Source organism: Anaeromyxobacter diazotrophicus, from assembly GCF_013340205.1.
Taxonomy (GTDB): domain Bacteria; phylum Myxococcota; class Myxococcia; order Myxococcales; family Anaeromyxobacteraceae; genus Anaeromyxobacter_A; species Anaeromyxobacter_A diazotrophicus.
The window spans coordinates 36,612-58,634 of sequence record NZ_BJTG01000009.1 but is presented as its reverse complement, the minus strand read 5'-3'; the positions used below and the strand labels follow the sequence as shown (position 1 = coordinate 58,634).

Genomic DNA, 22,023 nt, shown 5'->3' with positions numbered 1-22,023 from the left:
CGCCGTCGAAGCCCGGGCCATGGAACGGCGGACGAAGGCAGGTGGGCGCACCTGCTGCTCAACCCGTGACCGATCTGAGCAATCGATGATCGGGCTCGCCTCTCGTTCGGCACCACCCTGGTCCGGAGGGGATGCACGGGATGAGGCGGCGCCCTATGAAGCGCTGGCGGGCTGCGACGCAGTGGTCCCGAGACCGGGCGACCCGCGCCCGGGCCAGCAACGCCGGCCAACCAAGTCAGCCAGGAACACTCGATGTTCGAAACGAAGGTTGCGATCCTCGTCCTGGACGATCTCGCGGTGTGGCAGAAGCTCAACGTGACGGCCTTCCTGGCCACCGGCATCGCCGGGCTCGCGCCGGACGACGGCGAGCGAAGCGAGCGCCGACCGGATCATCTCGGCTGGCGAAGTCTCGGTCGCGCGGCTTCGTGAGCCGGTGGTGGGATCGCTCGGAGGCTCGAAAGACGAAGGCCGCAGGACCGCCGGTTTCCCGAGCGACTCTGCGGCCTTCAGATGGTCGGGGCGACTGGATTTGAACCAGCGACCACTTGCACCCCAAGCAAGTGCGCTACCAGGCTGCGCTACGCCCCGGGAACTGCGGGGAGGGATAGGTAACATCGGCCGCTGGCGGGGTCAACGGCGTTCCGGGCAGAACCGGGGCCCGCGCTCCGGCGCTCGCGGCCACCTCTCGGGCAGCGCACGGTGCCGTGAAGACGGCGCCCGACCCGGCTCCCTGCGTCCGCGGACCGGCCGGGTGCGCCGCGCGCCCGGCCACGCGTCCGCGGCTGGCGTCGCTCACGCCCCATCTGGACGGATGTTCAGCACGACTATCCGTGATACGACCTCGTCCTGTGGAGCAGGCGCTCGCAAGCTCTGGCCTCGCCGCCGTGGTCGAACGCCCGACCTCGCGAGCGGGGTCGTTCGCGGCGACGTACGCCCCGCCCCGGCTCGCGCTCGACCCCTTCACGCCGGGCGAGCTGTACGAGCTGTTCCGGGGCGGCGAGCTCGACGCGGACCAGTGCGAGGGGCTCCTCGCCTGGGCCGCGCGGTATCAGGGAGCCCTTGAGGTCTCCATCGCCGAGGGGCTCGATGCGCTCCGGCGGGGCGACCGCCTCGCCCAGCTCGCGTCCCACCTCGACGACTACGCGCGCGAGGTGCTCGGCCTGCGCAAGCGAGCCGCGCAGGCGCTGGCCCGCCTGGGCCGCGAGCTCCGCACGCGGCCGCTCTTGCGCGAGGCGATGCGCGCGGGGCGCGTCCGGCTGCGGGCGGCGCAGACGATCCTCGGCGTCGCGGTGGGCGAGGCGGAGGCGGCCTGGGTGGAGCGGGCCGAGCACCTGACGGTCCGCCAGCTCGAGGCGGCAGTCCGCCGCGCCGGCGCGGCCGGCGAGGAGGAGGACGAGCCCTGGCTCCCGCTTGGCGCGCAGCTCCGCCCGGACGAGCGCGAGGCGGTGGACGAGGCGCTCGCGCTCGCCGGAGAGCTCGCGCCGGAGCTGGGCCGCGTGGAGCGGCTGGAGGTCCTCGCCCAGGAGTACCTGGGCGAACATCCCACCGACGTCGAGCCCGACCCGGCGCGCACGCTCGGCGGCGCCCTCCGGACCGAGCCTGCGGACGCGGCCCGGCGCGCGGCCCTGGAGGACGAAACCGAGCGCTGGGCGGCGCTGCGGCGGCTGGCCGAGGTGCCGGCGCCTGACGTGCGCTTCAGCGAGATCGACTCCGCGCAGGAGATCGACAGGGTCTTGCGCCAGCTCGCCCGGGCGCGCTCGGCCTGGGACGACATCCTCGGCTACTGCGCGGCGGCCATCCGCAAGGGCAAGGCCTACCAGCTCCTCGGGTTCACGAGCTTCAAGCACTACTGCGAGGAGCGGCTCGGCCTCGCATCGCGCGCGGTCGAGCAACGTGCCCGGACCGAGGAGCGGCGGTGGTTGTCACCCGCGCTCCAGGACGCGCACCGCCAGGGGCTCCCCTTCGAGAAGCTCCGGCTCCTGTCACGGCTACCGGAGCCGGAGATCGCCCGGTGGATCCCCCGCGCGCAGGCGCTCACGTGCGTCGCCCTGCGGCGGGAGCTGGAGGGCGAGGCCGAGAGGCAGATGCGTGCGCGCCGGAGCCTTGCGGTCCCACTGCCGCTCCGCATCGCCGCGCTCCTCGCCGCCGCCGTCCAGGTGGTCCGCGAGCGCGCCGGAGCCCAGCTGGGGCTCGGGGCGTGCCTCGCCACCATCGCGCGGCACTTCATCGCCACCTGGAGAGGCTCGGTGAAGCGGTCGCGGTCGCGCTCGCGCAAGGTGCGAGACCGGGACGGCTGGTGCCAGGTGCCCGGCTGCAGTCACCGCGCGACCCAGGCGCACCACGTGCTCTTCCGCTCGCACGGCGGCGGCGACGAGCTCGACAACCAGGTCGGCCTCTGCGCCTTCCACCACCTGCGCTGCATCCACGGCGGCTACCTGCGCGTGGTCGGCCGGGCGCCGGACGAGCTCCGGTGGTTCCTGAAGGGGCAGCCGTGGAGCGGGCCGCGATCGTCGGAGCGCTGACGCGCGGCGCGCCGTGCCGCGGCCCTCCTCGCCGGACCGTTACCCCAGGTGCCCGGCCCGACTGTGACCCATCTCCCGACCGTTCAGGCTCACCGCACCAGCGGGCTCACCCGCTTGAACTCCGGCGTCCCGCAGGCGTGGAGGAGGTCGAAGATGCAGGTCTCCGCGCTGGTGACGACGGCGCCCATGGCGGCGAGCTGGTCCAGGGCCACCCGGCGGTGCTCCTCGAACCGGCTCGTCACCGCGTCGGCGCAGATGAACACCTCGTAGCCGCGCTCCAGGAGGTCGCGCGCGGTCTGGAAGACGCAGACGTGCGACTCGATGCCGACCATGATCACCTGGCGGCGGCCGGTCGCCTCGAGGGCGCGCATGAACTCGGGGTCTGCGCCGCACGAGAAGTTCATCTTGATGAGCGGGGCGGCGCCGAGCGCCTCGCGCAGGGACGGGATGGTGGCGCCGAGGCCCTTCGGGTACTGCTCGGTGGCGAGCACCGGCAGGCCGAGGTCGCGTCCGGCCAGGATCATCGCGCGGCAGTACTTCTCCACCGGCGCGAAGTTCCACATCACGGGGGTGAGCTTCTCCTGCACGTCCACGACGAGGACGCAGGCCTTCGCGCGGTCCAGCCTGGGCAAGCGGTTCATGGGCGCTCCTCCTAGACGGCGTAGCCGGCCGCGCCGGCGGCGGCGGCGGCCTCGGGGTCGATGGCGACGTCCACACAGTAGACGGTTCCGGAGGCGAAGGCGCGCTCCAGGGCGGGGATGAGGTCCTTCGGGTCGTCGACGTGCTCGCCGCGGCCGCCCATCGCCTCCACCAGCCGGTCGTAGCGGGTGGGCGCGAGCCGGGTGGCGGGCGAGCGGTCCTCGCCGTAGAGGTTCCGCTGCGGGATGAGGATCTGCCCCCAGGCGGCGTCGTTCCCCACCACCACCACCATCGGCAGCTTGAACCGGACGGCGGTCTCGTAGTCCATGCCGTTCAGGCCGAACGCGCCGTCGCCCTGGACGACGCACACCGGCCGCTCGGGGGCGAGGAGCTTGGCGGCGATGGCGAACGGCGCCCCGACGCCCAGGCAGCCGAGGGGGCCCGGATCGAGCCAGCGGCCGGGCCTGGGCACGCGCAGCACCTTGGCCGCCACCGCCACCACGTTGCCGCCGTCGCCGACGTAGGTCACGTCGCTCCGCCCGGCGACGGTGTCGAGGGCGCGGGCGAGCCGGAAGTGGTGGATGGGGCGCTGGTCGCTCTCCTCGAAGCGCCGCTGGCGGGCGGCGCGCTCCTCCTCGACCGCGCGCAGCCTCTTCCGCCAGGCGTCGCCGCCCCAGCGCCGCGCGCCGCTGGCGAGCTGCTGCAGGACGCTCCGCGAGTCGCCGACGATCCCCACGTCGATGGGGCGGTTGCGGCCGATCTCGGCCGCGTCCCCGTCCACCTGGATGACCTTGGCGTCGGCCGCGAACGTCGGCGCGGTGCCGTAGCCCACCCGGAAGTCGAGCGGGGTGCCCACCACCAGCACGACGTCGGCCTGGGCCAGCGCCTCCTTGCGCGAGCCCTGGAAGAACGAGGGGTGGCCGGGAGGCAGGCAGCCCCGGCCCATGCCGTTCAGGTACACGGGGACGCCGGTCGCGTCCGCCAGGGCGGCGAGCGCCTCCACCGCGCCGTCCCACCAGATGGACGAGCCGCCCACCAGCACCGGCCGCTCGGCGCGCGCGAGGAGCGCCTGCGCCGCGTCGAGCTGCTCCGGATCCCCCGGCGAGCGCGCCGCGGTGCGGTAGCCGCTGGCCTGCGCCGCCAGCTCCTCGTCGGCGCCGTTCGAGAGCACGTCCCACGGGATCTCGAGGAACACCGGCCCGGGCCGCCCGGCGCGGGCGACGCGGAAGGCGCGCGCGAGGAAGCTCGGGACGAGCTCGGGGGAGGGGACGCGGTCCGACCACTTGGTGATGCCGGCGAAGAGCTGGGTCTGCGGCATCTCCTGCAGCGAGCCGCGCCCCTGGTTGAAGGTGGGCGCGGCGCCGCCCAGCACGAGCAGGGGCACGCTGGCGGCCCAGGCGTTGGCGACCGCGGTGACGGTGCCGGTGACGCCGGGGCCGGCGGTGACGATGCAGGCGCCCAGGCGGCGGGTGAGGCGGGCCCAGGCGTCGGCCGCGTGGGCGGCAGCCTGCTCGTGCCGCGTGTCGACGAGCTGGATGCCCTCGTCCACGCAGCCCACGTAGATGGGCGCGACGTGCAGGCCGGAGAGCGTGAAGGCGGTGGTGACGCCCTCCCGCCTCAGCATCCGCGCGACGAGCTGGCCTCCGGTGAGCGTCCCCATGCCTTCCTCCGCCGCCGCCCGACCACGGCGGCGGACACGAAAATGCCCCGGGCGCCGCCGAGGCGCACGGGGCATTCTGGGTTCGCCGGGCGCGAGGCGCTACGCGGTCTTGCGGAACCGCGACAGGCTCGCCGGCAGCTCGGCCAGCGGGGGGAAGCTCTTGTCCGGGTGGATGGTGGCGAGCCGGCCGTAGAGCTGCGCCTCGGTCTCGGTGTTCTTCGGATCGGGGATGCAGCAGTCGACCGGGCACACCGCGGCGCAGGCCTCCTCGTCGTGGAAGCCGACGCACTCGGTGCAGAGCTTCGCGTCGATGACGTAGATGTCGTCACCCTGGCTGATGGCGCCGTTCGGGCACTCGGGCTCGCAGGCGCCGCAGTTGATGCACTCCTCGGTGATCGTCGTCGCCATCGGTCTCGTCTCTCCTCGGGCCCTGCCGGACAGGGGGTGTAGGGCTTCGCTTATCCACCGCGCCTGGAGCGAAGTCAAGGCGGGCCGGGCCGGGCCTGCCGGCGCGTGCTTTCCTTGAAACACAGGGACGGGGCGGCGATCTTCCCGCAGCGCGGGCGAGGCGCCGCGATGCGCTCAGCCCCGGCTCCGGGTGGCGGCGCGCTCGTCCGGCGGGGCGTCCGGGCCGGTCGCGCCAGTCGCGGCGGGCAGGCGCCCGGCCTCCTCGATCTCCAGACCGACCCGCTGGACCGCCCGGACGATGGCGAAGGCGAGCAGGCCCCCCAGCGCCGTCACGAGCCCGAGCAGCCGGTCGCGGCGCGCCGACGCCAGCCGGAGCGCCACCTCGTGCCGGTGGGTGAGGAGGTCGAGCTGCCGCTGCGCGTGAGCGCCCTGCAGCGTGCGCAGGTAGGACTCGCCCTCGGCCCGGCCCTGCGCGTCGGTGGTCGAGAGCTCGCTGCGCAGCGCGCCGACGCGCAGGTGGGCGCCGGCCATGAGGAACCCCCCCGCCACGACGAGCGGGACCGACACGAGGAGCGCCTTTCCGGAGATCATGCGCTTGACGGGGAAGACGGCGCCAGGATAGTGCCCCGACCGCGCCCGGACAACCGGCGCCCGAGGACCATGGCCAAGCCTTACGACCCGAAGGATTTTTACTACCGCAAGGCCAAGGCCGAGGGGCTCCGGGCGCGCTCCGCCTTCAAGATCGACGAGATCGTGAAGCGGCACCGCCTGCTCGCCCCGGGGCAGGCGGTGCTCGACCTCGGCGCGGCCCCGGGCGGCTTCCTGCAGGTGCTGGCGGACGCGGTCGGCGAGAAGGGCGTGGCGATCGGCGTCGACCTGGAGCCGATCCGCAACCTCGGCAAGCGCTGGGTGAAGACGGCGGTGGTCGACCTGCTCGCGCCGGACGCGCTCGACCGCATCCGCGCGCTGCACCCCGGGCTCTTCGACCTGGTGGCGAGCGACATGGCGCCGAAGACCATCGGCGTGAAGGTGACCGACGAGGCGCGCTCGCTCGAGCTCTGCCGGATGGCGCTCGGCATCGCGCGCGAGACGCTGCGCCCGGGCGGCGCCTTCGTGACGAAGGTGTTCATGGGTGGCGACTTCCAGGTCTTCAAGGGCGAGGTGGCCGCGCTCTTCGACGACGTGCACATCGCCCGCCCGCAGGCGACGCGCGAGAGCAGCTACGAGGTGTATCTCTTGGGTCGGGGTTTCAGAGCACCCTGACCCGAGCTCGGCTGCCGTTCCTGATCGCGATCAGCTTCGCCGCGCCAGATTCGTGATCCGGGTCACGCGCGCTCCCCCGCCGTGTCCCGCGCGCTCGGCATCTCCGCGCGCTGATATCACCCATCGTCAAGAAAGGCAGGTCGCCGCAACCCTCGCCGGGCGTTGATGAAGCGGTCACATCAGCGCCAAATGCACGACATCGACACCGAGCGACGCACAGTGAACCACTGGGTGTGAAGCAACCCCTAGGTTCGTCGCGGTGTCGTCGATCGGTGCAGTTCACAAAGCCGGAGATCCCGGCGATGGGGGAGCGCGATGAGGCAATATCTGAAGTGGGCAGCAGGGCTGCTGGCCGCGACTGGCCTGGCGGCGTGCGGTGGCGGGTCATCCCAGACCCAGGCGACGTCCTCGGTCAAGCTCCGCGTGAACGCGAACGCGATCACCACGCTCGCGAACGCGGACTTCTACGTCTCGGTCGACTGCGGGACGTACAAGGCCACCGACCTCAAGCTGGTGCAGGGTGTCAACGGGCCCTTCGAGACCGACAAGACCACCAAGTACTTCGAGGCGACCTTCGCGGCGGTCCCGGTCAACGTGGACTGCAAGTTCAGCGGGCACGCGACCGAGCACCAGGGCGGCGCGGTGGGCGACGTGACCTTCAAGGCGGACCTCACCCGGAAGTTCACGAAGGGCGAGTCGAACCCGCAGGTCATCCTGGTCCTGCAGCAGCAGGACAAGTTCACCACCTACGACAACCAGGCGCCGCAGATCCTGGGGCTCACGATCTCCGACAACAGCGTCGACACGCTCAAGGGCTTCAAGTTCCTGGAGGACCCGCGGCCGACCTTCATGGACGACACCGACTCCATCATCATCCTGAACGCGAAGGCGATCGACCCGAACGGCGATCCCATCAAGTACAAGCTCGACGACGGCGGCAAGGGCGGGACGTTCTACAAGCTCGACTGGGACGACAACGTGATCGAGCAGATCTTCGGGGCGCCCGGGCTCGACGGGCACTGGTACGACGTGCCGGCCGGCGGCAACCTCCCGGCCATCGTGTGGATCCCGACCGTCGGGTTCCAGGGCAAGGCGACCCTCTCGCTGACCATCGAGGACTCGCACAAAGGGACGGGCCCGCTGGCCGAGGTCGACCACAGCGACACGAAGCTCAGCGTGGACGTCACCGTCGCCGACCCCAACGACGCGAAGCGCATCGTGAAGTTCTTCGGCGACCTCAACCACTGGCCTGACGTCCTCTCCATCGAGACGCAGCTCGGCGGCGGCAGCAACGGCGGCCAGGTGGTGCCCGGGCAGCCGGCGCGCATCTGGGCCAAGGTGCACGACTTCGACCGCGACGCGCTCCACTACACGCTCAAGAGCGACTGCGCCGGCGAGTTCAGGAGCGTCGGCGGCTCGACGCTGAGCTTCCCCCAGAACGTGCCCGAGCTCGACTGCGACCGCGACGCCGAGCTCAGCTTCGACTTCATCCCGGCCGTCGTCTTCGGCCAGACCGAGTCCTCGAAGCTCTGCACGGTGACGCTGACGGTCGACGACTACCGCGCCGATCCCAACGGCGGCCCCGGCTTCATCGGCGGCGCGAAGTCCGGCACCATCGGCCTCACCGTCGTCAAGGTGAACCCGGTCGCCTTCGGCCCCGACATCACGCTCGCCTACGCGACCGCCGGCAGCGTGGGCGCTGGCGACACGGTCGGCTTCCAGATCAACGCGCTCTCGCGCAACCCGGCGCCCACCGTCCCGCTGGAGTTCGCCATCGAGCTCATCGGCCTCGACCTCGACCCGATCAGCCTCGGGACCTTCGTCGGCCCCAAGTCGAACACCACCGGCGCGTTCAGCTGGAAGTCGCCGGGTGACTCCTCGGGCCTGGGCGTCCTCAAGTGCTTCACGGACGTGGGCCTCAAGAACTTCAGCGAGACGTTCTTCTTCCGCTTCACCATCACCGACGCCGCGGTCATCTCCAACGGCGTCCCGGCGGTGAACTACCTCGTCATCCCGGTCGAGGTCGAGTGCCAGAAGTAGCCGGCTGAAGCCAGGGCAGCGTCGGCCCGGGGTCCCGCAGGTCGGGGCCCCGGGCCTCGCCTTCTGCGCGCTCTGGCCTTGGTCGCCCGCGGCCGGAGCGGATAAGCTGCCCCGCCATGGCCACGCTCATCGAGGAGCTCCGCGCGCGCGACTTCCTGCAGGACGTCACCCCCGGGCTGGAGGCGCGCCTCGCGCAGGGTCCCATCACCGGCTACGTCGGCTTCGACCCCACCGCCGACTCGCTCCACGTCGGGAACCTCGTGCCGGTGATGGCGCTCGCCTGGCTGCAGCGCTGCGGCGGGACGCCCATCGTCGTGGTGGGCGGCGGCACCGGCATGGTGGGCGATCCGAGCGGGAAGCGGGCCGAGCGGCCGGTGCTCACGGTCGAGCAGATCGACCACAACGTCGCCTGCCAGCGGGCGCAGCTCGAGCGCTTCCTGCGCTTCGACGGCGAGCGCGCGGCCCGGGTGCGCAACAACGCCGACTGGCTGCGGCCGCTCGGGCTGATGGAGTTCCTGCGCGACGCCGGCCGGCACTTCACCGTCAACTACATGCTGCAGAAGGACTCGGTGAAGAACCGGATGGAGGCGGGCATCTCCTTCACCGAGTTCACGTACATGCTCATCCAGGCGTACGACTTCTGGCACCTCTGGAAGACCGAGCGCTGCGAGCTGCAGATGGGCGGCAGCGACCAGTGGGGCAACATCACCGCCGGCGCCGAGCTCATCTCGCGCAAGGAGGGCGGCGCCGCGCACGCGCTGGTGCTGCCGCTCCTCACCACCGCCGCGGGCGCCAAGTTCGGCAAGAGCGAGGAGGGAGCGGTCTACCTCGATCCGAAGAAGACCTCGCCCTACAAGTTCTACCAGTTCTGGATGGGCAGCGACGACCGCGACGTCGAGCGCTGGCTCCGCTACTTCACCTTCTTCCCCATGGAGGAGATCGCGGCCCTCACGGAGGAGCACGGGAAGGACCCCGGCAAGCGCACCGCGCAGCGGCGGCTGGCCGAGGAGATGACGACGCGCATCCACGGCGCCGACACCACCCGGAGCGTCGCCGAGGCGACCCGGCTGCTCTTCGGCGGCACCGACCTGCGCGCCGCCGGGGCCGAGGCGTTCGCGGTGCTGGCGCAGGAGATCCCCGCCGCCCGGGTGCCGCGCGCCGAGCTCGAGGCGCTGACCGCGGCCGACGCGCTCGTGAAGACCGGCCTCGCCTCGTCGAAGGGCGACGCCCGGCGGGGCATCCAGGGCAAGGGCTTCTCGCTCGACGGCGAGGTCCTGACCGCCGCCGACCGCAAGCTCGCGGCCGCCGACCTGCTCGCCGGGAAGTACCTGCTCCTGCAGAAGGGCAGGAAGAGCTACGCGCTGATCGTCGCGGAGTGATCCGCTAGTCCGGCAGCCGCTCCTGGACGCGGACGATCGAGCGCGCCTTCCCGCTCGCCTCGTCGATGTCCACCAGCGCGCCCTGCAGGTAGGTCTCGCGGCGCGCCGGCTCGAAGCCGACCGGGCGCTGGGTGAGGAAGCGCTGCAGCACGAGGTCCTTCTTCACCCCGATGACCGAGTCCCAGGGCCCGCACATCCCGACGTCGGTGATGAAGGCGGTCCCGCCGGGCAGCACCCGCTCGTCGGCGGTCTGCACGTGCGTGTGGGTCCCCAGCACCGCCGAGACGCGGCCGTCGAGGAAGTGCCCCATGGCGTTCTTCTCGCTGGTGGCCTCGCAGTGCATGTCCACCAGCACCGCCGTGACGCCCTCCTTCTTCAGCGCGGCGAGCTCCTCCTCGGCGGCGCGGAACGGGTCGTCCAGCGTCTTCATGAAGACCCGCCCCTCGAGGTTGATGACGCCCAGCCGGCGGCCGTCGGGGGTCTGGATGACGGCGCGGCCGCGGCCGGGCGAGCCGGGCGGGTAGTTGGCGGGCCGGAGCTGGCGCGAGCCGGGCTTCTCGAGGTACGGCACGAGCTCGCGCTTCGACCAGATGTGGTTGCCGCCGGTGAGGAGATCCACCTCGCAGGCGAGCAGCTCGTCGGCGCTCTCGGGGGTGACGCCCGCGCCGCCGGCGCTGTTCTCGGAGTTGGCGACCACCAGGTCGATCCCGTGCGCCGCGATGAGCTTCGGGACGAAGTGACTCACCGCCAGCCGGCCGGGCTTGCCGAACACGTCGCCCAGGAAGAGGACTTTCAAGGTGGGGGTTGGATGCCCGAGTCGGCGCGCCCTGTCAACGCGGCCGCCACAGCACCCGCGCCTCCGTCACCACGCCGTCGAGCGCGACGTCGTGCGCCTCCTCCGGCACGGCGGCGACGAGCTGCACCTCGAAGGCGAGCCCGAGCTTCACCGCGGCCGGGCCGAGCGCGGCGAGCGTGGCGTCGTAGTGCCCCCGCCCGCGGCCGAGCCGGCGGCCGGCGGCGTCGAAGCCCACGCCGGGCACGAGCACGAGGTCGAGCGCGCCGGGATCGAGCAGCTCGGCGCCGGGGGGCGGTTCGAGCGTCCGGTGCGGGCCGGGCACGAGCGCCCCGGGCTCGCAGCGCGCGAACCGGAGCGCGTGCTCGCCGAGGATGAAGCGGGGGTAGGCGAGGCGCTTGCCGCGCGCGGCCGCCTCGGCCGCGACGCCGGCCGGATCGACCTCGGCGCCGAGGGCCGCGTACAGGGCGACCGTGCCGGCGCGCTCGAACGCGTCGAGGGCCAGCACGCGGGCGGCGATGCGCGCCGAGCGCGCGGCCCGGGTCTCGGGCGCGAGGCGCAGGCGCGCCGCGACCAGCTCCTCGCGGAGCAGGCCTTTCGGCTTCAGGGTGGTGGTGGACAAAAAAAGCCCCCCGCGAAGGCCGTGTGGCTCGGTTGCTTGGACCTGTATTTCACAGGTGGGGCACCCGTTGATCCCAGCATCCGTAGGCTTCTCCCTCGAAACGTGGGAGCTTGCGCATGAACGTGGGCGGGCGCTCCGCTTTTTTCAAAGTCGGCCCAAACGACGCGAAGCCGAAGCACGAACCCGGCAGGGGGCAGATCAAGAACGGTCAAAGAGCTAAGTTCTCGCAATCACGCGAGATTATGGGTAGATGGTAGCGGTCGCTAGCGAGGATGTCAAGGCGGAAGGGCGGGATGGCGGGGCGCGGCCCGAGGGCCCGGCGCGCCCCGGAACCGGCGCCAAGTGGCTGGAATCACGGCGATGATGATCGGCGGCTACGAGGTCGAGCGGCGCATCGGCCGCGGGGGGATGGCCGAGGTGTTCCTCGGGCGCGAGGTGGGGGGGCCGCGCGCCGGGCGCGCCGTCGCCATCAAGCGGCTCCTGCCGGCGCTGGCGCGCGACGCCGCCCAGCTGGCGCTCTTCGCGCGCGAGGCCGAGCTGGCGCGGCGGCTCTCGCACCCCGGCATCGTCGAGGTGCTCGCCGCCGGCGCCGAGGGCGGCACGGCCTACCTGGTCATGGAGTACGTGGACGGGTGCGACCTGGCGCGCCTGCTCGCCGCGTGCAACGCCCGCGCGCTGCGGCTGCCGGTGGACTTCGCGCTCTTCGTCGCGCACGCCGTGGCCGAGGCCCTCGCGGCCGCACACGCGGCCCGGGACGCCCGCGGCGAGCCGCTCGGGATCGTCCACTGCGACGTCTCGCCCTCCAACGTGTTCGTGTCGCGCACCGGGGAGGTGAAGCTGGGCGACTTCGGGGTCGCGCGGGTCGCCGGCGAGGGGGCGGAGCGCGCCGCCTTCGGCAAGGTGCGCTACCTCGCGCCCGAGCTCCTGCGCGGCGGGCCGGTCGGGCCGGCGGCGGACGTCTTCGGGCTCGGCGCGGTGCTGTTCGAGCTCCTGACGGGCGCGCCCGCCTTCCCCGGGAGCGAGGCGGAGGCGGTGCTGCAGGAGCTCGTCGCGGGGCCCCGCCGCGCCCCGTCGTCCTCGCGCCCCGAGGTCCCGGGGGCGGTCGACGCGCTGGTGGCGCAGGCGCTGGCCCCGGCCCCGGGCGATCGCCCGAAGAGCGCCGCCGCCCTCGGCGACGCGCTGGCGAGCCTCTACGACCCTTCCATCGGCACGCCGCTCGCCATCGCGGCGCTGGTGCGCGGGGTCGTGCCGCGCCGAGCGGCGCCGCCCTAGGCGGCGTGGATCTCGGCCCGGACCCGGGCGGCGAGGCGGGGGATGGCCTCGAGCGCGGCGTCCACGTCGGCGGCGTCGCTGGTCCAGCCGAGGGACAGGCGCAGGGTCGCGCGCGCCTCCTCGACCGACAGGCCCATCGCGGCGAGCACCGACGACGGCTTCGTCGAGCCGGAGTGGCAGGCGCTCCCGGCGCTGGCGCACAGGCCCTCCAGGTCGAGCGCGATGAGGAGCGCCTCGGCGTCGGCGCCGGGCAGGGTGACGGAGAGGGTGCCCGGGAGGCGCGGCGCCCCGGCCCCGTTCACGCGCGCGCCCGGGACCGCGGCGAGGAGCCCCGCCTCCAGCCGGTCGCGGAGCGCGCCGGCGCGGCGCTGCTCGCCGTCGCGGCGCGCGACGGCGGCCTCGAGGGCCGCGCCCAGGCCGGCCAGGCCGGGCAGGTTCTCGGTCCCCGCGCGCCGCCCGCGCTCCTGGGTCCCGCCGAAGAGCGGCGCGAGCCTGAGCCCGCTCTTCACCCACAGCGCGCCGGCGCCGCGCGGGCCGCCGAATTTCTGCCCGGTGAGCGCCAGCAGGTCTGCGCCGAGCGTGCGCACGTCGACCTCGATCTTGCCCACCGCCTGGACCGCGTCGGTGAAGAAGAGCGCCCCGCGGTCGTGCGCCAGCGCGGCCAGCTCCCGCACCGGGAGCAGGACGCCCGTCTCGTTGTTCGCCACCATCGCGCAGACGAGCGCCGTGCGCGGCCCGATCGCCTGGTCGGCGGCGGCGAGGTCGGGGAGCCCGCGGGCGTCCACCGGCAGCACCGTCACGGGACGGCCGGCGGCGCGCAGCGCCTCGGCGAGCGAGAGGACGCAGGGGTGCTCGACCGCCGTGACCACGAGCTCGTCCCGGCCGGCCGGGGCGGCGCCGAGCGCGCCGCGCAGGGCGAGCGCCGCGGACTCGGTCGCGCCGGAGGTGAAGACCACGTCCGGCGGGCGCGCGCCGAGCGCCGCCGCCACCTGCTCGCGGGCCCGGTCGAGCAGGTCGCGCGCCGCGCGGCCGGGGGCGTGGACCGAGGAGGGGTTGCCGAAGACCTCGAGCGCGGCGGTCACGGCCGCCTTCGCCTCGGGGCGCATGGGGGTGATGGCGTTGTGGTCGAGGTAGTGCATGCCGCTAGACCATGCGCCGGCCCTTGCGCGCGCGCACGCCGAACTCCCTGAGGAAGCGCTGCACCAGCTCCGCCTTGAAGCGGGCGCGCGCCAGCGGGCCCATGCCGCTCAGGGGGATGCGGGCGCCCGCCATCGAGCCGTGCCCGCCGGCCGAGCCGCCCTTCTCCTCGATGACGTCGCGGATGAGCCGCCCCGCGTTCATGCGCCGGTCGCTGGTGCGGAGCGAGAAGTAGAGCTGCCCCTGGTACTCGCCGAAGGCCACCGACCACTTCACGTCCTCGAGGAACATGAAGCGCTCGGCCACCTCCGCCACCATGTCCGGCGCGTACACCTCGACGAGGTCGCACACCACCGCGTGCTCGTAGACGAGCGCCCGCTCGATGGCCGCGTGGTAGAGCTGGAAGTACTCGAGCGGCAGGCGCGGGTGCTCGATCTCGCCCAGCGCCTCCTTGTCGACCATCGGGAAGAGCCACAGGTAGGCGTCGACGTCGGCCTTCGTGGTCTGGCGGCCGAGGTCGCGCGTGTCGGCCTTCACCCCGTAGTAGAGCGCCGTCGCGAGCTGCGGCGGCATGGGGAGCCCGCTCGCGCGGAAGTACTCCACCATCACCGTGCTCGTCGCGCCGACCTGCTCCCCCACGTCGGCGATGGGCGCGAGCCGCGTCTCGGGCCGCTCGGGGTGGTGGTCGATGACCACGTCCGGGAAGTGGCGCGCCGGCAGGGAGTGGTTCCCCTGCTCGGGCTGCGTGTCGACCATGCAGATGAGGTCGTGGTCGTCGAAGACGACGCGCGAGATGGGCACCACCGGCAGCTTCAGCACGCGGATGAGCGCCCGGTTCTCGGCGCGCCCCACGATCCCGCCGTAGGCGACGATCGCCTCCACCCCCGCGAGCTGGCGCAGCAGGTGGGCGAGCGCCACCGCCGAGGCGATCGAGTCCGGGTCGGGGTTGTCGTGCGTGAGCACGAGCGCCCGGGCGTGGCCCTTCGCGTAGTGGACCAGCCGCTCCAGCTTCACGCGGTGCGGGTCGGCGCCCGGCCGCACCTCGCCGGTCAGCTTCGACCGCAGCACCGCCATCCGCGGCGCCCGGTGGAGCGCGGCGGCGTGGCGGGCGCGCACGTCGTGGTGGGGCGGGAGGGGCCCGCGAGGGGAGGGCTTCATCGGAGGAGCGAGCGGAGCACGGCCAGGTTCTCCTTGAACCGCAGCTCCGTCTCCAGGAAGGCCGGGACCTCGGCGAAGCGCCGGTCGTTGACGAGGCGCCGGAAGGCTTCGAGGCCGAGCGTGCCCTGGCCGATGTGCTCGTGACGGTCGACGCGGCAGCCGCGCGGCTTCTTGCAGTCGTTGAGGTGGAACGCCTCCACCCGCGCGAGGCCGATGGTCCGGTCGAGCTCGGCCAGGGTGGCCTCGTAGCCCTCCGGGGTGGCGAGGTCGTACCCGGCGGCGTGGAGGTGGCAGGTGTCGACGCAGACCCCCACCCGGCGGCGCAGCGCGGCGGGCACGGCGGCGCGGATGGCGGCCACCTGCTCGAAGCGCCAGCCGAGGTTCGAGCCCTGCCCGGCGGTGGTCTCGACGAGGAGCCGCGCCTTCCCCGGGGAGCGCTCGAGCGCGCTGGCCATGCCCTCGGCCACCGTCCGGATCCCCTCCGCCTCGTCGGCGTGGCTCCCGGGGTGGAAGACGAGCCAGCGGATGCCGAGCTGCTCGCAGCGCGCGAGCTCGTCCGCGAGCGCGTCCCAGCTCTTCCGGCGGATGTCGGCGTCGGCGCAGCAGAGGTTCACGAGGTAGGTGGAGTGGGCGGCCACCGGGAACCCGGTGCGCCTGGACTCCGCGCGGAAGCGCGCCACCTCGTCGGGCTCGAGCGGCTTCGCCGCCCACCCGCGGACGTTCCGGGTGAAGATCTGGAGGCACTCCGCCCCGTCGGCCTCGGCCCGGGCGAACGCGGTCGAGACACCACCAGCTACGCCTTCGTGGGCACCCAGGATCATGGAAGCGGCCTTCTATACAATAGGAGGTCGCGACCTGGCCACGCCCGCCTACACCCTGTCGGGGCGTCGGCGGGCCGGGTGACCTGGGGTCGAGGGACGGGGCGGGGCCCGGATCAGCGGGCGAGCTTGCGGTGGGCCGCCGCCGCCTCGCGGCAGTACTTCTCGGCGCTCGTGAGCGCGTTCTCCATCGAGTCCATCATGAGCTCCCGCAGCGCCGGCTCGGCGAGCTTCAGCGACTCGTAGTAGCGCTGCCGGTCGATGGTGTGGATGACGCAGGGCTGGTAGCCCTCGTGGAGCAGGATGAGGTTCGCGAGGAGGCGCGCGATGCGGCCCGAGCCCTCGGTGTACGGGTAGACGTGCATGAACCCGTGCTGCAGCCTCGACGCGCGCTGGATGGGGTGGGCGGCCTTGAAGTCCGCCGTCTCGCACAGCTCCAGCACCGCCGCCAGCTGCGCCGGGATCTGCGCCGGCTGGACGATCTCGTGGAAGTAGGCCCGGTGCAGCGGGATGTCCTTGCGGAAGTCGGCGTTGGCGCGCGCCTCGTTGCCGGCGTGCAGGGCGGCGTTGAGCTGCTTCACCAGCGGGAGCGTGATCTTGAGCTTCTTGGCCGAGGCCTCGGCCCGGACCACCTCCACCGCCGCCTTGGCGTTCCGGATGTCCCGGAACATCGCCATGCTGCCGGCCTCGGCCAGCATCTGGCCGGCGAGCGCGACCTCGATCTCCTGCCCGCTGTAGACGACGCCCTCCAGCGCGCTGTCGTGGTAAATCCACGACAGCTCGTACATCCGGGTGAAATCCTGTGCGATCGCGGGCCGATCGCGGAGCAGCTCCGCGAGGTCCTGGGTGCGATCGTCGATGTCGAGATAGCGGCTCCGCATGTGCTCCTCGTCTGGGTCCGGCGCGGGTGCGCGATGTAGCCGAAACGCGCGGGAAAGGTCAACGATTTCGGCCGCCGCGTAGAACAACCGGGCGGCCGAAATCTTCCTGGGGAGCCTGCGGGCGCTCGCGGGCGCCGCGTCAGTAGTACGTGAGCCAGCTCTCGTACTTCGGCGTCTCGCCGTGGACGGCCTTGAAGTACTCCTCCTGGATCTTCTTCGTCACCGGCCCCGGCTCGCCCCGGCCGATGCGCCGGTGGTCCACCTCGCGCACCGGCGTCACCTCGGCCGCGGTGCCGGTCATGAAGAGCTCGTCGGCCAGGTACATCGTGTCGCGGGTGAACTTCTGCTCGCACACCGGGATGCCCTGGTCCTTCGCGATCCGGAGCACCGAGTCGCGGGTGATGCCGGCCAGCACCGGCGAGGAGAGCGGCGGCGTGAAGATCGTGCCGTCCTTCACGATGTAGAGGTTCTCGCCCGAGCCCTCGGCGACGTAGCCGTCGGTGTCGAGCAGGATGGCCTCGTCGAACCCGGACAGGGTCGCCTCCCGGTTGGCCAGGAACGAGTTCACGTACTGCCCGCTCACCTTGGCGCGGACCATGTTCACGTTGACGTGGAGCCGGTTGAACGAGGAGACCTTGGCCCGGATGCCGCGCTTCAGGCCCTCGTCCGAGAGGTACGCGCCCCAGGGCCAGCTCGCGATCGTGACCTGGACCGGGTTCACCGCCCCGACGCCCATGCTGCCGTAGCCGAAGAAGGCGAGCGGCCGGATGTAGCCCTCCGCCTGGCCGTTGGCCCGTAGCGTCTCGAGGCAGGCCTCGTGCAGCCGCTCGATGGGGTAGGGGATCTCCATCAGCAGCACGTGCGCGGAGTCGTAGAGCCGCTGCATGTGCTCCCGGAGCCGGAACACGGCCGAGCGCCCGCCCGCCGTCTTGTAGGCGCGGATGCCCTCGAACACGCCCACCCCGTAGTGCAGCGCGTGCGTGAGCACGTGGACCTTCGCGTCGTCCCACGCGACGAGCTTCCCGTCGAGCCAGATCTTGTTCGCCTTGTCCATCCGACGAACATGCCGCAACCGGACGGACGATTCAACGGCGGCCGGGCGCCCGGAGCGCGGCCGCGGGGGGCGCCTCACGCCGCGCGCGCCGGCTCCATCACCCGCACCGGGAGCACCATGGCGTTCAGCCCGGCGAACTGGAGGCGCCGCTGGAGCTGGTAGGCGGTCTCGTTGTGGAGGAGCCGCTGGTACCAGCGCTCCTGCTCGAAGACGAGCTTCCCGGCGAAGAAGATGGCGCGCGAGAACTCCCGCCCGACCTCGAGGCAGAGGCGCTCGGCCTCGGCCACCGCCTCGGTGCCGATCGCCATCCGGTAGTCCGCGGCGAGCCCGAGCCGCCGCGCCAGGTCGACGTAGCGCCGCAGGCTCTGCTCGGTCTGGGCGCGGATGGCCTCCACCTCCTCCACGCCCTTCATGGTGGCGGAGTCGATGACGCCCACCGACAGGAACACGAAGTTCTTGTAGTGGGAGGGGAAGAGCCGCTGGATGGTGAGGAGCTGGTGGATGCCGAGCCCGGAGTAGGCGCCCACGAGCAGCACGGCGGTGGGGAGCTTGGGGTCGAGCTTCCGGTGCTCGCCGACCGGGTGGGCAGGCAGGGCGTTCATGATCTCGTCGAGCCGCTTCAGGTTGTCCTGCACGCGCCGGTAGTGGCGGCGGATCGTGAAGCAGAGCGCGATCACGACGCCGGTCACCGCCAGCGTGATCCAGCCGCCCTGGCCGAACTTCTCGTAGACGGTGCCGGCGAGGATGGCGAGGCAGAGCAGGAGGGCCGCCCCGTGGACGACCGCGCCCCGCTTGAACCCGCCCTCGCGGCGGCGCTCCAGCCAGTAGCGCAGCATCGCGATCTGCGAGAGCGAGAAGGTGACGAAGACGTTGATGGAGTACATCGTCACGAGCGCGGTGATGTTGCCGTGCGTGTAGAGGAGCGTGGCGATGGAGGCGCCGCCCATGAGCAGCACGCCGTCCTGCATGGTGAGGCGGTCGGAGAGCTGGCCGAAGCGGTGCGGCAGCCAGGAGTCGTGCGCCATGTTCGCCATGACGCGCGGCCCGTCGATGAAGCCGGCCTGCGCCGCCACGAACAGCAGCGCGGCCTCCGCGCCCAGCGTGACCCACACGTACCCGGTGCCGACGGGGAGCCCGCCCGGCCGGAAGCCGCCGGCGAACCTCTCCAGCAGCAGGGCGTTCATCGTCTTGTCGCCCTCCGGCACCACGTGGAACAGCATGTAGAGCAGGAGGATCCCGCCGGCGGTCAGCGCCAGCGAGACGGACATGTAGACCATCGTCCGCCGGGCGGTCTCCACCTTCGGCTCGCGCATGATCTGGAGCCCGTTCGAGACCGCCTCGATGCCGGTGTACGTGCCGGCGCCCATCGAGTAGGCGCGGACGAAGATGCCGAACATCCCGGCCAGCCCGAGGGTGGCGAGGCCGCTCGAGAACCCCTGGTGCACCTCGGCCGTCACGCGCGGCAGCTCCACCGCGTGCCCGGCCACGCCCCCCACGATGAGGAAGATGTGGGTGAGCAGGAACACGAGGAAGATGGGCGTGAGGACGGTCACCGACTCCTTCACGCCCCGCAGGTTGAGCAGCACCAGGAGGCCGATGACCACCGCCTCGACGAGGAGCTTGGACTGCGCCCAGCCGGGGGGCAGGACCGAGAAGACCTGGTCGGCGCCGCTCGCGATCGACACCGAGATGGTGAGGATGTAGTCGACCAGCAGGGCCGAGCCGGAGACCACGCCCCAGCGCGCCCCCAGCAGCCGGCTCGCCACCACGTAGCCGCCGCCGCCGAAGGGGAAGCGCTTGATGATCTGCGAGTACGCGACCGAGATGACGATGACGGTGAGCGCGGTCGCGAGCGCCAGCGCCACCGCCAGCTCGTGGTGCTCGCCCAGCGCCCGGAACGCCTCGTCGGGACCGTAGGCGGAGGAGGAGAGCCCGTCGGCCCCGAGGCCGACCCAGGCCAGGAACGCCACCAGCGAGATGGAGTGGTAGACGTTCGGATCCTGGACGTTGCGGGGCGCGCCGAGCAGCACCCGCCGCAGGCGCGACACGCGCGGCGCGGGAGGGGGCGTCGCGAGCGGAGGGCTGCCCTTGCCGTGGGGATCCAAGCGGTCTCCTGTCCTGGACGTCGCGCCGGACACGGCGCGCGCCCGTCGCAAGCGTCGTGCCTGCGCGCTCCGAGCGTACGTTCTGCCTTCTCGAGCCGGACAGCAGCGAACACGGCGGGTCCCCCCGCCGGCGCGGGCGGACTCTTAGCCCAGGTGGGTCGGCGATGCCAGGACTTCGAGCAGGCGGGTGCTCGCTCCCCGGCCACGCCTACCTGCCAGCGCGAGCACGCGGTCCTCGACGCGAACGGCCATCGCGCTTAGGCTCCCGGCGGCTCGCTCGAATGGCTCGTCCCGACACCTCCCCCGCGCCCTCGCCCGCGCTCGTCCCCCAGGGCCAGACCGGCACCCACCCGCTGCCGCCGCACTCGCCGCGCGGGCGCGCCCTCGCCTTGCTGTCGCTCACCGCCCTGGGCGTCGTCTTCGGCGACATCGGCACGAGCCCGCTGTACGCGCTCAAGGAGTGCTTCACCGGCCCCCACGGGGTCCCGCCGACGCCCGCCAACGTGCTCGGCGTCCTCTCGCTCGTGTTCTGGGCGATGACGTTCGTCGTCACGTTCAAGTACCTCACGTTCGTGATGCGGGCCGACAACCGGGGGGAGGGCGGGATCCTGGCGCTCATGGCCCTCGTCGGGCAGCGCGAGACCACGCGGCGCGGCCGCCAGGTGCTGCTCCTGCTCGGCCTCTTCGGCGCGGCGCTCCTCTACGGCGACGGGGTCATCACGCCGGCCATCAGCGTGCTGTCGGCGGTGGAGGGCCTCGCCGTCGCCGCGCCCACCCTCGAGCACCTGGTCGTGCCGCTCACGGTCGCGATCCTGGTCGGGCTGTTCGCGTTCCAGCGGCGCGGCACCGCCACGGTGGGGCTGGTCTTCGGGCCCATCATGCTGCTGTGGCTGGTGGCCATCGCCCTCCTCGGCGCGCGCGCCGTGGCCGGCGACCTGGGCGTGCTCGCCGCCGTCTCGCCGCACCACGCGCTGCGCTTCCTGGTCGAGCACCGCACCCACGGGTTCCTGGTGCTGGGCGGGGTGGTGCTCGTCATCACCGGCGGCGAGGCGCTCTACGCCGACATGGGCCACTTCGGGGCGAAGCCCATCCGCACCGCCTGGCTGTGCGTGGCGATGCCGGCGCTGGTCCTCAACTACTTCGGCCAGGGCGCGCTGCTGCTCCGCGACCCGACGGCGGCCCGCAACCCGTTCTACCTGCTCGTGCCGGAGTGGGCGCTCTACCCCATGATCGCCGTCGCGGCGGCTGCGGCCATCGTCGCGTCGCAGGCGCTCATCTCCGGGGCCTTCTCCCTCTCGAACCAGGCGGTGCAGCTCGGCTACTCGCCGCGCTTCACCATCCGCCACACCTCGCGCACCGAGTTCGGCCAGATCTACGTGCCGGAGGTGAACGGGGCCCTGGCGGTGGCGTGCCTGGCGCTCGTCCTGGGCTTCCGCTCCTCCTCCGCGCTCGCCTCCGCCTACGGCATCGCGGTGACCGGCACCATGGCCATCACCACGCTCCTCTTTCACCGGGTGATGCGCGACCTCTGGCATTGGCGCCGCCGGGTGGCGTGGCCGCTCACGGCGGTGTTCCTGACGGTGGACCTCGCCTTCTTCGCCTCCAACCTGGTCAAGATCGAGGAGGGCGGCTGGTTCCCGCTGGCGGCGGCGGCGCTGGTCTTCACGCTCATGTCCACCTGGAAGCGCGGCCGGAGCGCGCTCTCCGAGCAGCTCCGCGAGGCGGGGCTGCCGCTCGAGCTGTTCCTCGACGACCTCGAGCGCCGCGGGCCGCACCGCGTGCCGGGCACCGCCGTCTTCATGACCTCCAACCTGGGATCGGTCCCGCCGGTCCTGTTGCACCACCTCAAGCACAACAAGGTGCTGCACGAGCGCGTGCTGCTCGTCTCCATCCTGACCGAGGACATCCCGACGGTGCCGTCCCAGGCGCGCGCCACCGTGCGCGTGCTCCGCGCCGGGTTCGTGCAGGTGGTGGCGCGCTACGGGTTCATGCAGACGCCGCGCGTCCCCGCGATGCTGGCCGCCCTCCCGCCGTCCTCCATCCCCGGGCCGCCGCTGCGCGACACCACGATGGAGACGACCTACTACCTCGGCCGGGACACGCTGCTCCCCACCGGCCCGTCGCGCCTGCCGCACTGGCGCAAGCGCCTCTTCATCATCATGGCCCGCAACTCCATCACCGCCAGCGCCTTCTTCGGCCTGCCGCCGAACCGCGTCGTCGAGATGGGCGGGCAGATACAGTTGTAGCGGGGGCTGCGCCCCCGCCCCGTCCA

General features: G+C 72.7%; 19 protein-coding genes, 1 tRNA gene and 1 other RNA gene. 7 read left to right on the top strand and 14 right to left on the bottom strand.

The window, feature by feature from the left end; genetic code table 11:
- Window positions 1-252: 252 nt before the first annotated feature.
- The gene (locus tag HWY08_RS21660) at window positions 253-429 is read left to right on the top strand and encodes a DUF2000 family protein (protein WP_209005177.1); all 177 of its coding nucleotides are present in this window, start codon (window positions 253-255) and stop codon (window positions 427-429) included.
- An 82-nt stretch (window positions 430-511) separates the two neighbouring features.
- Here the strand turns inward: HWY08_RS21660 and HWY08_RS17635 are convergent.
- Window positions 512-588, bottom strand: a tRNA-Pro gene (locus HWY08_RS17635).
- 296 nt (window positions 589-884) lie between these two features.
- Between HWY08_RS17635 and HWY08_RS17630 the strand changes: the two genes are divergently transcribed.
- Window positions 885-2,522, top strand: coding sequence for an HNH endonuclease signature motif containing protein (locus tag HWY08_RS17630; RefSeq protein ID WP_235969692.1), 1,638 nt, complete (start codon window positions 885-887; stop codon window positions 2,520-2,522).
- Between the two features lie 89 nt (window positions 2,523-2,611).
- Here HWY08_RS17630 and HWY08_RS17625 read toward each other — a convergent pair whose 3' ends face one another.
- The 4 genes from HWY08_RS17625 to HWY08_RS17610 form a co-directional block, all read right to left on the bottom strand.
- A complete protein-coding gene (locus tag HWY08_RS17625; protein ID WP_176067658.1) occupies window positions 2,612-3,163 on the bottom strand; it encodes a hydrolase in 552 nt (183 codons plus the stop codon).
- 11 nt (window positions 3,164-3,174) lie between these two features.
- Entirely contained in the window at window positions 3,175-4,821 is a 1,647-nt protein-coding gene (locus HWY08_RS17620; protein WP_176067656.1) for a thiamine pyrophosphate-binding protein, read from the bottom strand.
- Window positions 4,822-4,920: 99 nt separating this feature from the next.
- Entirely contained in the window at window positions 4,921-5,229 is a 309-nt protein-coding gene (locus HWY08_RS17615) for a YfhL family 4Fe-4S dicluster ferredoxin (RefSeq protein ID WP_176067654.1), read from the bottom strand.
- Between the two features lie 174 nt (window positions 5,230-5,403).
- Window positions 5,404-5,820 (bottom strand): hypothetical protein, encoded by a 417-nt coding sequence (locus HWY08_RS17610; RefSeq protein ID WP_176067651.1) that lies wholly within the window; start codon window positions 5,818-5,820, stop codon window positions 5,404-5,406.
- 69 nt (window positions 5,821-5,889) lie between these two features.
- On the opposite strand from HWY08_RS17610, the gene HWY08_RS17605 reads away from it, so the two are divergent.
- The 3 genes from HWY08_RS17605 to tyrS all read left to right on the top strand — a co-directional run bounded on the left by HWY08_RS17605 (window position 5,890) and on the right by tyrS (window position 9,911).
- Window positions 5,890-6,492, top strand: coding sequence for an SAM-dependent methyltransferase (locus HWY08_RS17605; protein ID WP_176067649.1), 603 nt, complete (start codon window positions 5,890-5,892; stop codon window positions 6,490-6,492).
- A gap of 423 nt (window positions 6,493-6,915) precedes the next feature.
- A complete protein-coding gene (locus tag HWY08_RS17600; RefSeq protein WP_176067647.1) occupies window positions 6,916-8,532 on the top strand; it encodes a hypothetical protein in 1,617 nt (538 codons plus the stop codon).
- A gap of 116 nt (window positions 8,533-8,648) precedes the next feature.
- Entirely contained in the window at window positions 8,649-9,911 is a 1,263-nt protein-coding gene (gene tyrS, locus HWY08_RS17595) for a tyrosine--tRNA ligase (RefSeq protein WP_176067645.1), read from the top strand.
- A 4-nt stretch (window positions 9,912-9,915) separates the two neighbouring features.
- Here the strand turns inward: tyrS and HWY08_RS17590 are convergent, their stop codons facing one another.
- From HWY08_RS17590 to ssrS, 3 genes are all read right to left on the bottom strand, one after another.
- Window positions 9,916-10,707 (bottom strand): TIGR00282 family metallophosphoesterase, encoded by a 792-nt coding sequence (locus HWY08_RS17590; protein WP_176067643.1) that lies wholly within the window; start codon window positions 10,705-10,707, stop codon window positions 9,916-9,918.
- A gap of 34 nt (window positions 10,708-10,741) precedes the next feature.
- Entirely contained in the window at window positions 10,742-11,326 is a 585-nt protein-coding gene (locus tag HWY08_RS17585) for a 5-formyltetrahydrofolate cyclo-ligase (protein ID WP_176067641.1), read from the bottom strand.
- A gap of 3 nt (window positions 11,327-11,329) precedes the next feature.
- A non-coding RNA gene (ssrS, locus tag HWY08_RS17580) (6S RNA) lies at window positions 11,330-11,522 on the bottom strand.
- Between the two features lie 146 nt (window positions 11,523-11,668).
- Here ssrS and HWY08_RS17575 point away from each other — a divergent pair.
- The gene (locus HWY08_RS17575) at window positions 11,669-12,598 is read left to right on the top strand and encodes a serine/threonine-protein kinase (RefSeq protein WP_235969691.1); all 930 of its coding nucleotides are present in this window, start codon (window positions 11,669-11,671) and stop codon (window positions 12,596-12,598) included.
- Here the strand turns inward: HWY08_RS17575 and HWY08_RS17570 are convergent.
- The 6 genes from HWY08_RS17570 to HWY08_RS17545 form a co-directional block, all read right to left on the bottom strand.
- Window positions 12,595-13,737 carry a cysteine desulfurase family protein gene (locus tag HWY08_RS17570; protein WP_176067639.1) on the bottom strand — a complete coding sequence of 381 codons (1,143 nt, stop codon included), beginning with the start codon at window positions 13,735-13,737 and terminating at the stop codon, window positions 12,595-12,597. The two genes, HWY08_RS17575 and HWY08_RS17570, sit on opposite strands and share 4 nt — an antisense overlap.
- Window positions 13,738-13,741: 4 nt before the next feature.
- Window positions 13,742-14,809 (bottom strand): DHH family phosphoesterase, encoded by a 1,068-nt coding sequence (locus HWY08_RS17565; RefSeq protein ID WP_176068047.1) that lies wholly within the window; start codon window positions 14,807-14,809, stop codon window positions 13,742-13,744.
- A gap of 80 nt (window positions 14,810-14,889) precedes the next feature.
- Window positions 14,890-15,714 carry a deoxyribonuclease IV gene (locus HWY08_RS17560; protein WP_176067637.1) on the bottom strand — a complete coding sequence of 275 codons (825 nt, stop codon included), beginning with the start codon at window positions 15,712-15,714 and terminating at the stop codon, window positions 14,890-14,892.
- A gap of 113 nt (window positions 15,715-15,827) precedes the next feature.
- Window positions 15,828-16,592, bottom strand: coding sequence for a Fic family protein (locus HWY08_RS17555; RefSeq protein WP_176067635.1), 765 nt, complete (start codon window positions 16,590-16,592; stop codon window positions 15,828-15,830).
- A 139-nt stretch (window positions 16,593-16,731) separates the two neighbouring features.
- A complete protein-coding gene (locus tag HWY08_RS17550; RefSeq protein WP_176067633.1) occupies window positions 16,732-17,646 on the bottom strand; it encodes a branched-chain amino acid transaminase in 915 nt (304 codons plus the stop codon).
- Window positions 17,647-17,720: 74 nt separating this feature from the next.
- Entirely contained in the window at window positions 17,721-19,751 is a 2,031-nt protein-coding gene (locus HWY08_RS17545; RefSeq protein ID WP_176067631.1) for an APC family permease, read from the bottom strand.
- 281 nt (window positions 19,752-20,032) lie between these two features.
- On the opposite strand from HWY08_RS17545, the gene HWY08_RS17540 reads away from it, so the two are divergent.
- On the top strand, window positions 20,033-21,997 hold the full coding sequence (locus tag HWY08_RS17540; protein WP_176067629.1) for a potassium transporter Kup: 1,965 nt from the start codon (window positions 20,033-20,035) through the stop codon (window positions 21,995-21,997).
- Window positions 21,998-22,023: the final 26 nt, after the last annotated feature.

Coding starts and splice junctions, on each gene's coding strand:
- HWY08_RS21660 (WP_209005177.1), top strand. CDS start 253: ATGTTCGAAACGAAGGTTGCGATCCTCGTCCTGGACGATCTCGCGGTG.
- HWY08_RS17555 (WP_176067635.1), bottom strand. CDS start 16,592: ATGCGGAGCCGCTATCTCGACATCGACGATCGCACCCAGGACCTCGCG.
- HWY08_RS17540 (WP_176067629.1), top strand. CDS start 20,033: ATGGCTCGTCCCGACACCTCCCCCGCGCCCTCGCCCGCGCTCGTCCCC.
- HWY08_RS17625 (WP_176067658.1), bottom strand. CDS start 3,163: ATGAACCGCTTGCCCAGGCTGGACCGCGCGAAGGCCTGCGTCCTCGTC.
- tyrS (WP_176067645.1), top strand. CDS start 8,649: ATGGCCACGCTCATCGAGGAGCTCCGCGCGCGCGACTTCCTGCAGGAC.
- HWY08_RS17610 (WP_176067651.1), bottom strand. CDS start 5,820: ATGATCTCCGGAAAGGCGCTCCTCGTGTCGGTCCCGCTCGTCGTGGCG.
- HWY08_RS17570 (WP_176067639.1), bottom strand. CDS start 13,737: ATGCACTACCTCGACCACAACGCCATCACCCCCATGCGCCCCGAGGCG.
- HWY08_RS17605 (WP_176067649.1), top strand. CDS start 5,890: ATGGCCAAGCCTTACGACCCGAAGGATTTTTACTACCGCAAGGCCAAG.
- HWY08_RS17620 (WP_176067656.1), bottom strand. CDS start 4,821: ATGGGGACGCTCACCGGAGGCCAGCTCGTCGCGCGGATGCTGAGGCGG.
- HWY08_RS17565 (WP_176068047.1), bottom strand. CDS start 14,809: ATGGCGGTGCTGCGGTCGAAGCTGACCGGCGAGGTGCGGCCGGGCGCC.
- HWY08_RS17550 (WP_176067633.1), bottom strand. CDS start 17,646: ATGGACAAGGCGAACAAGATCTGGCTCGACGGGAAGCTCGTCGCGTGG.
- HWY08_RS17560 (WP_176067637.1), bottom strand. CDS start 15,714: ATGATCCTGGGTGCCCACGAAGGCGTAGCTGGTGGTGTCTCGACCGCG.
- HWY08_RS17615 (WP_176067654.1), bottom strand. CDS start 5,229: ATGGCGACGACGATCACCGAGGAGTGCATCAACTGCGGCGCCTGCGAG.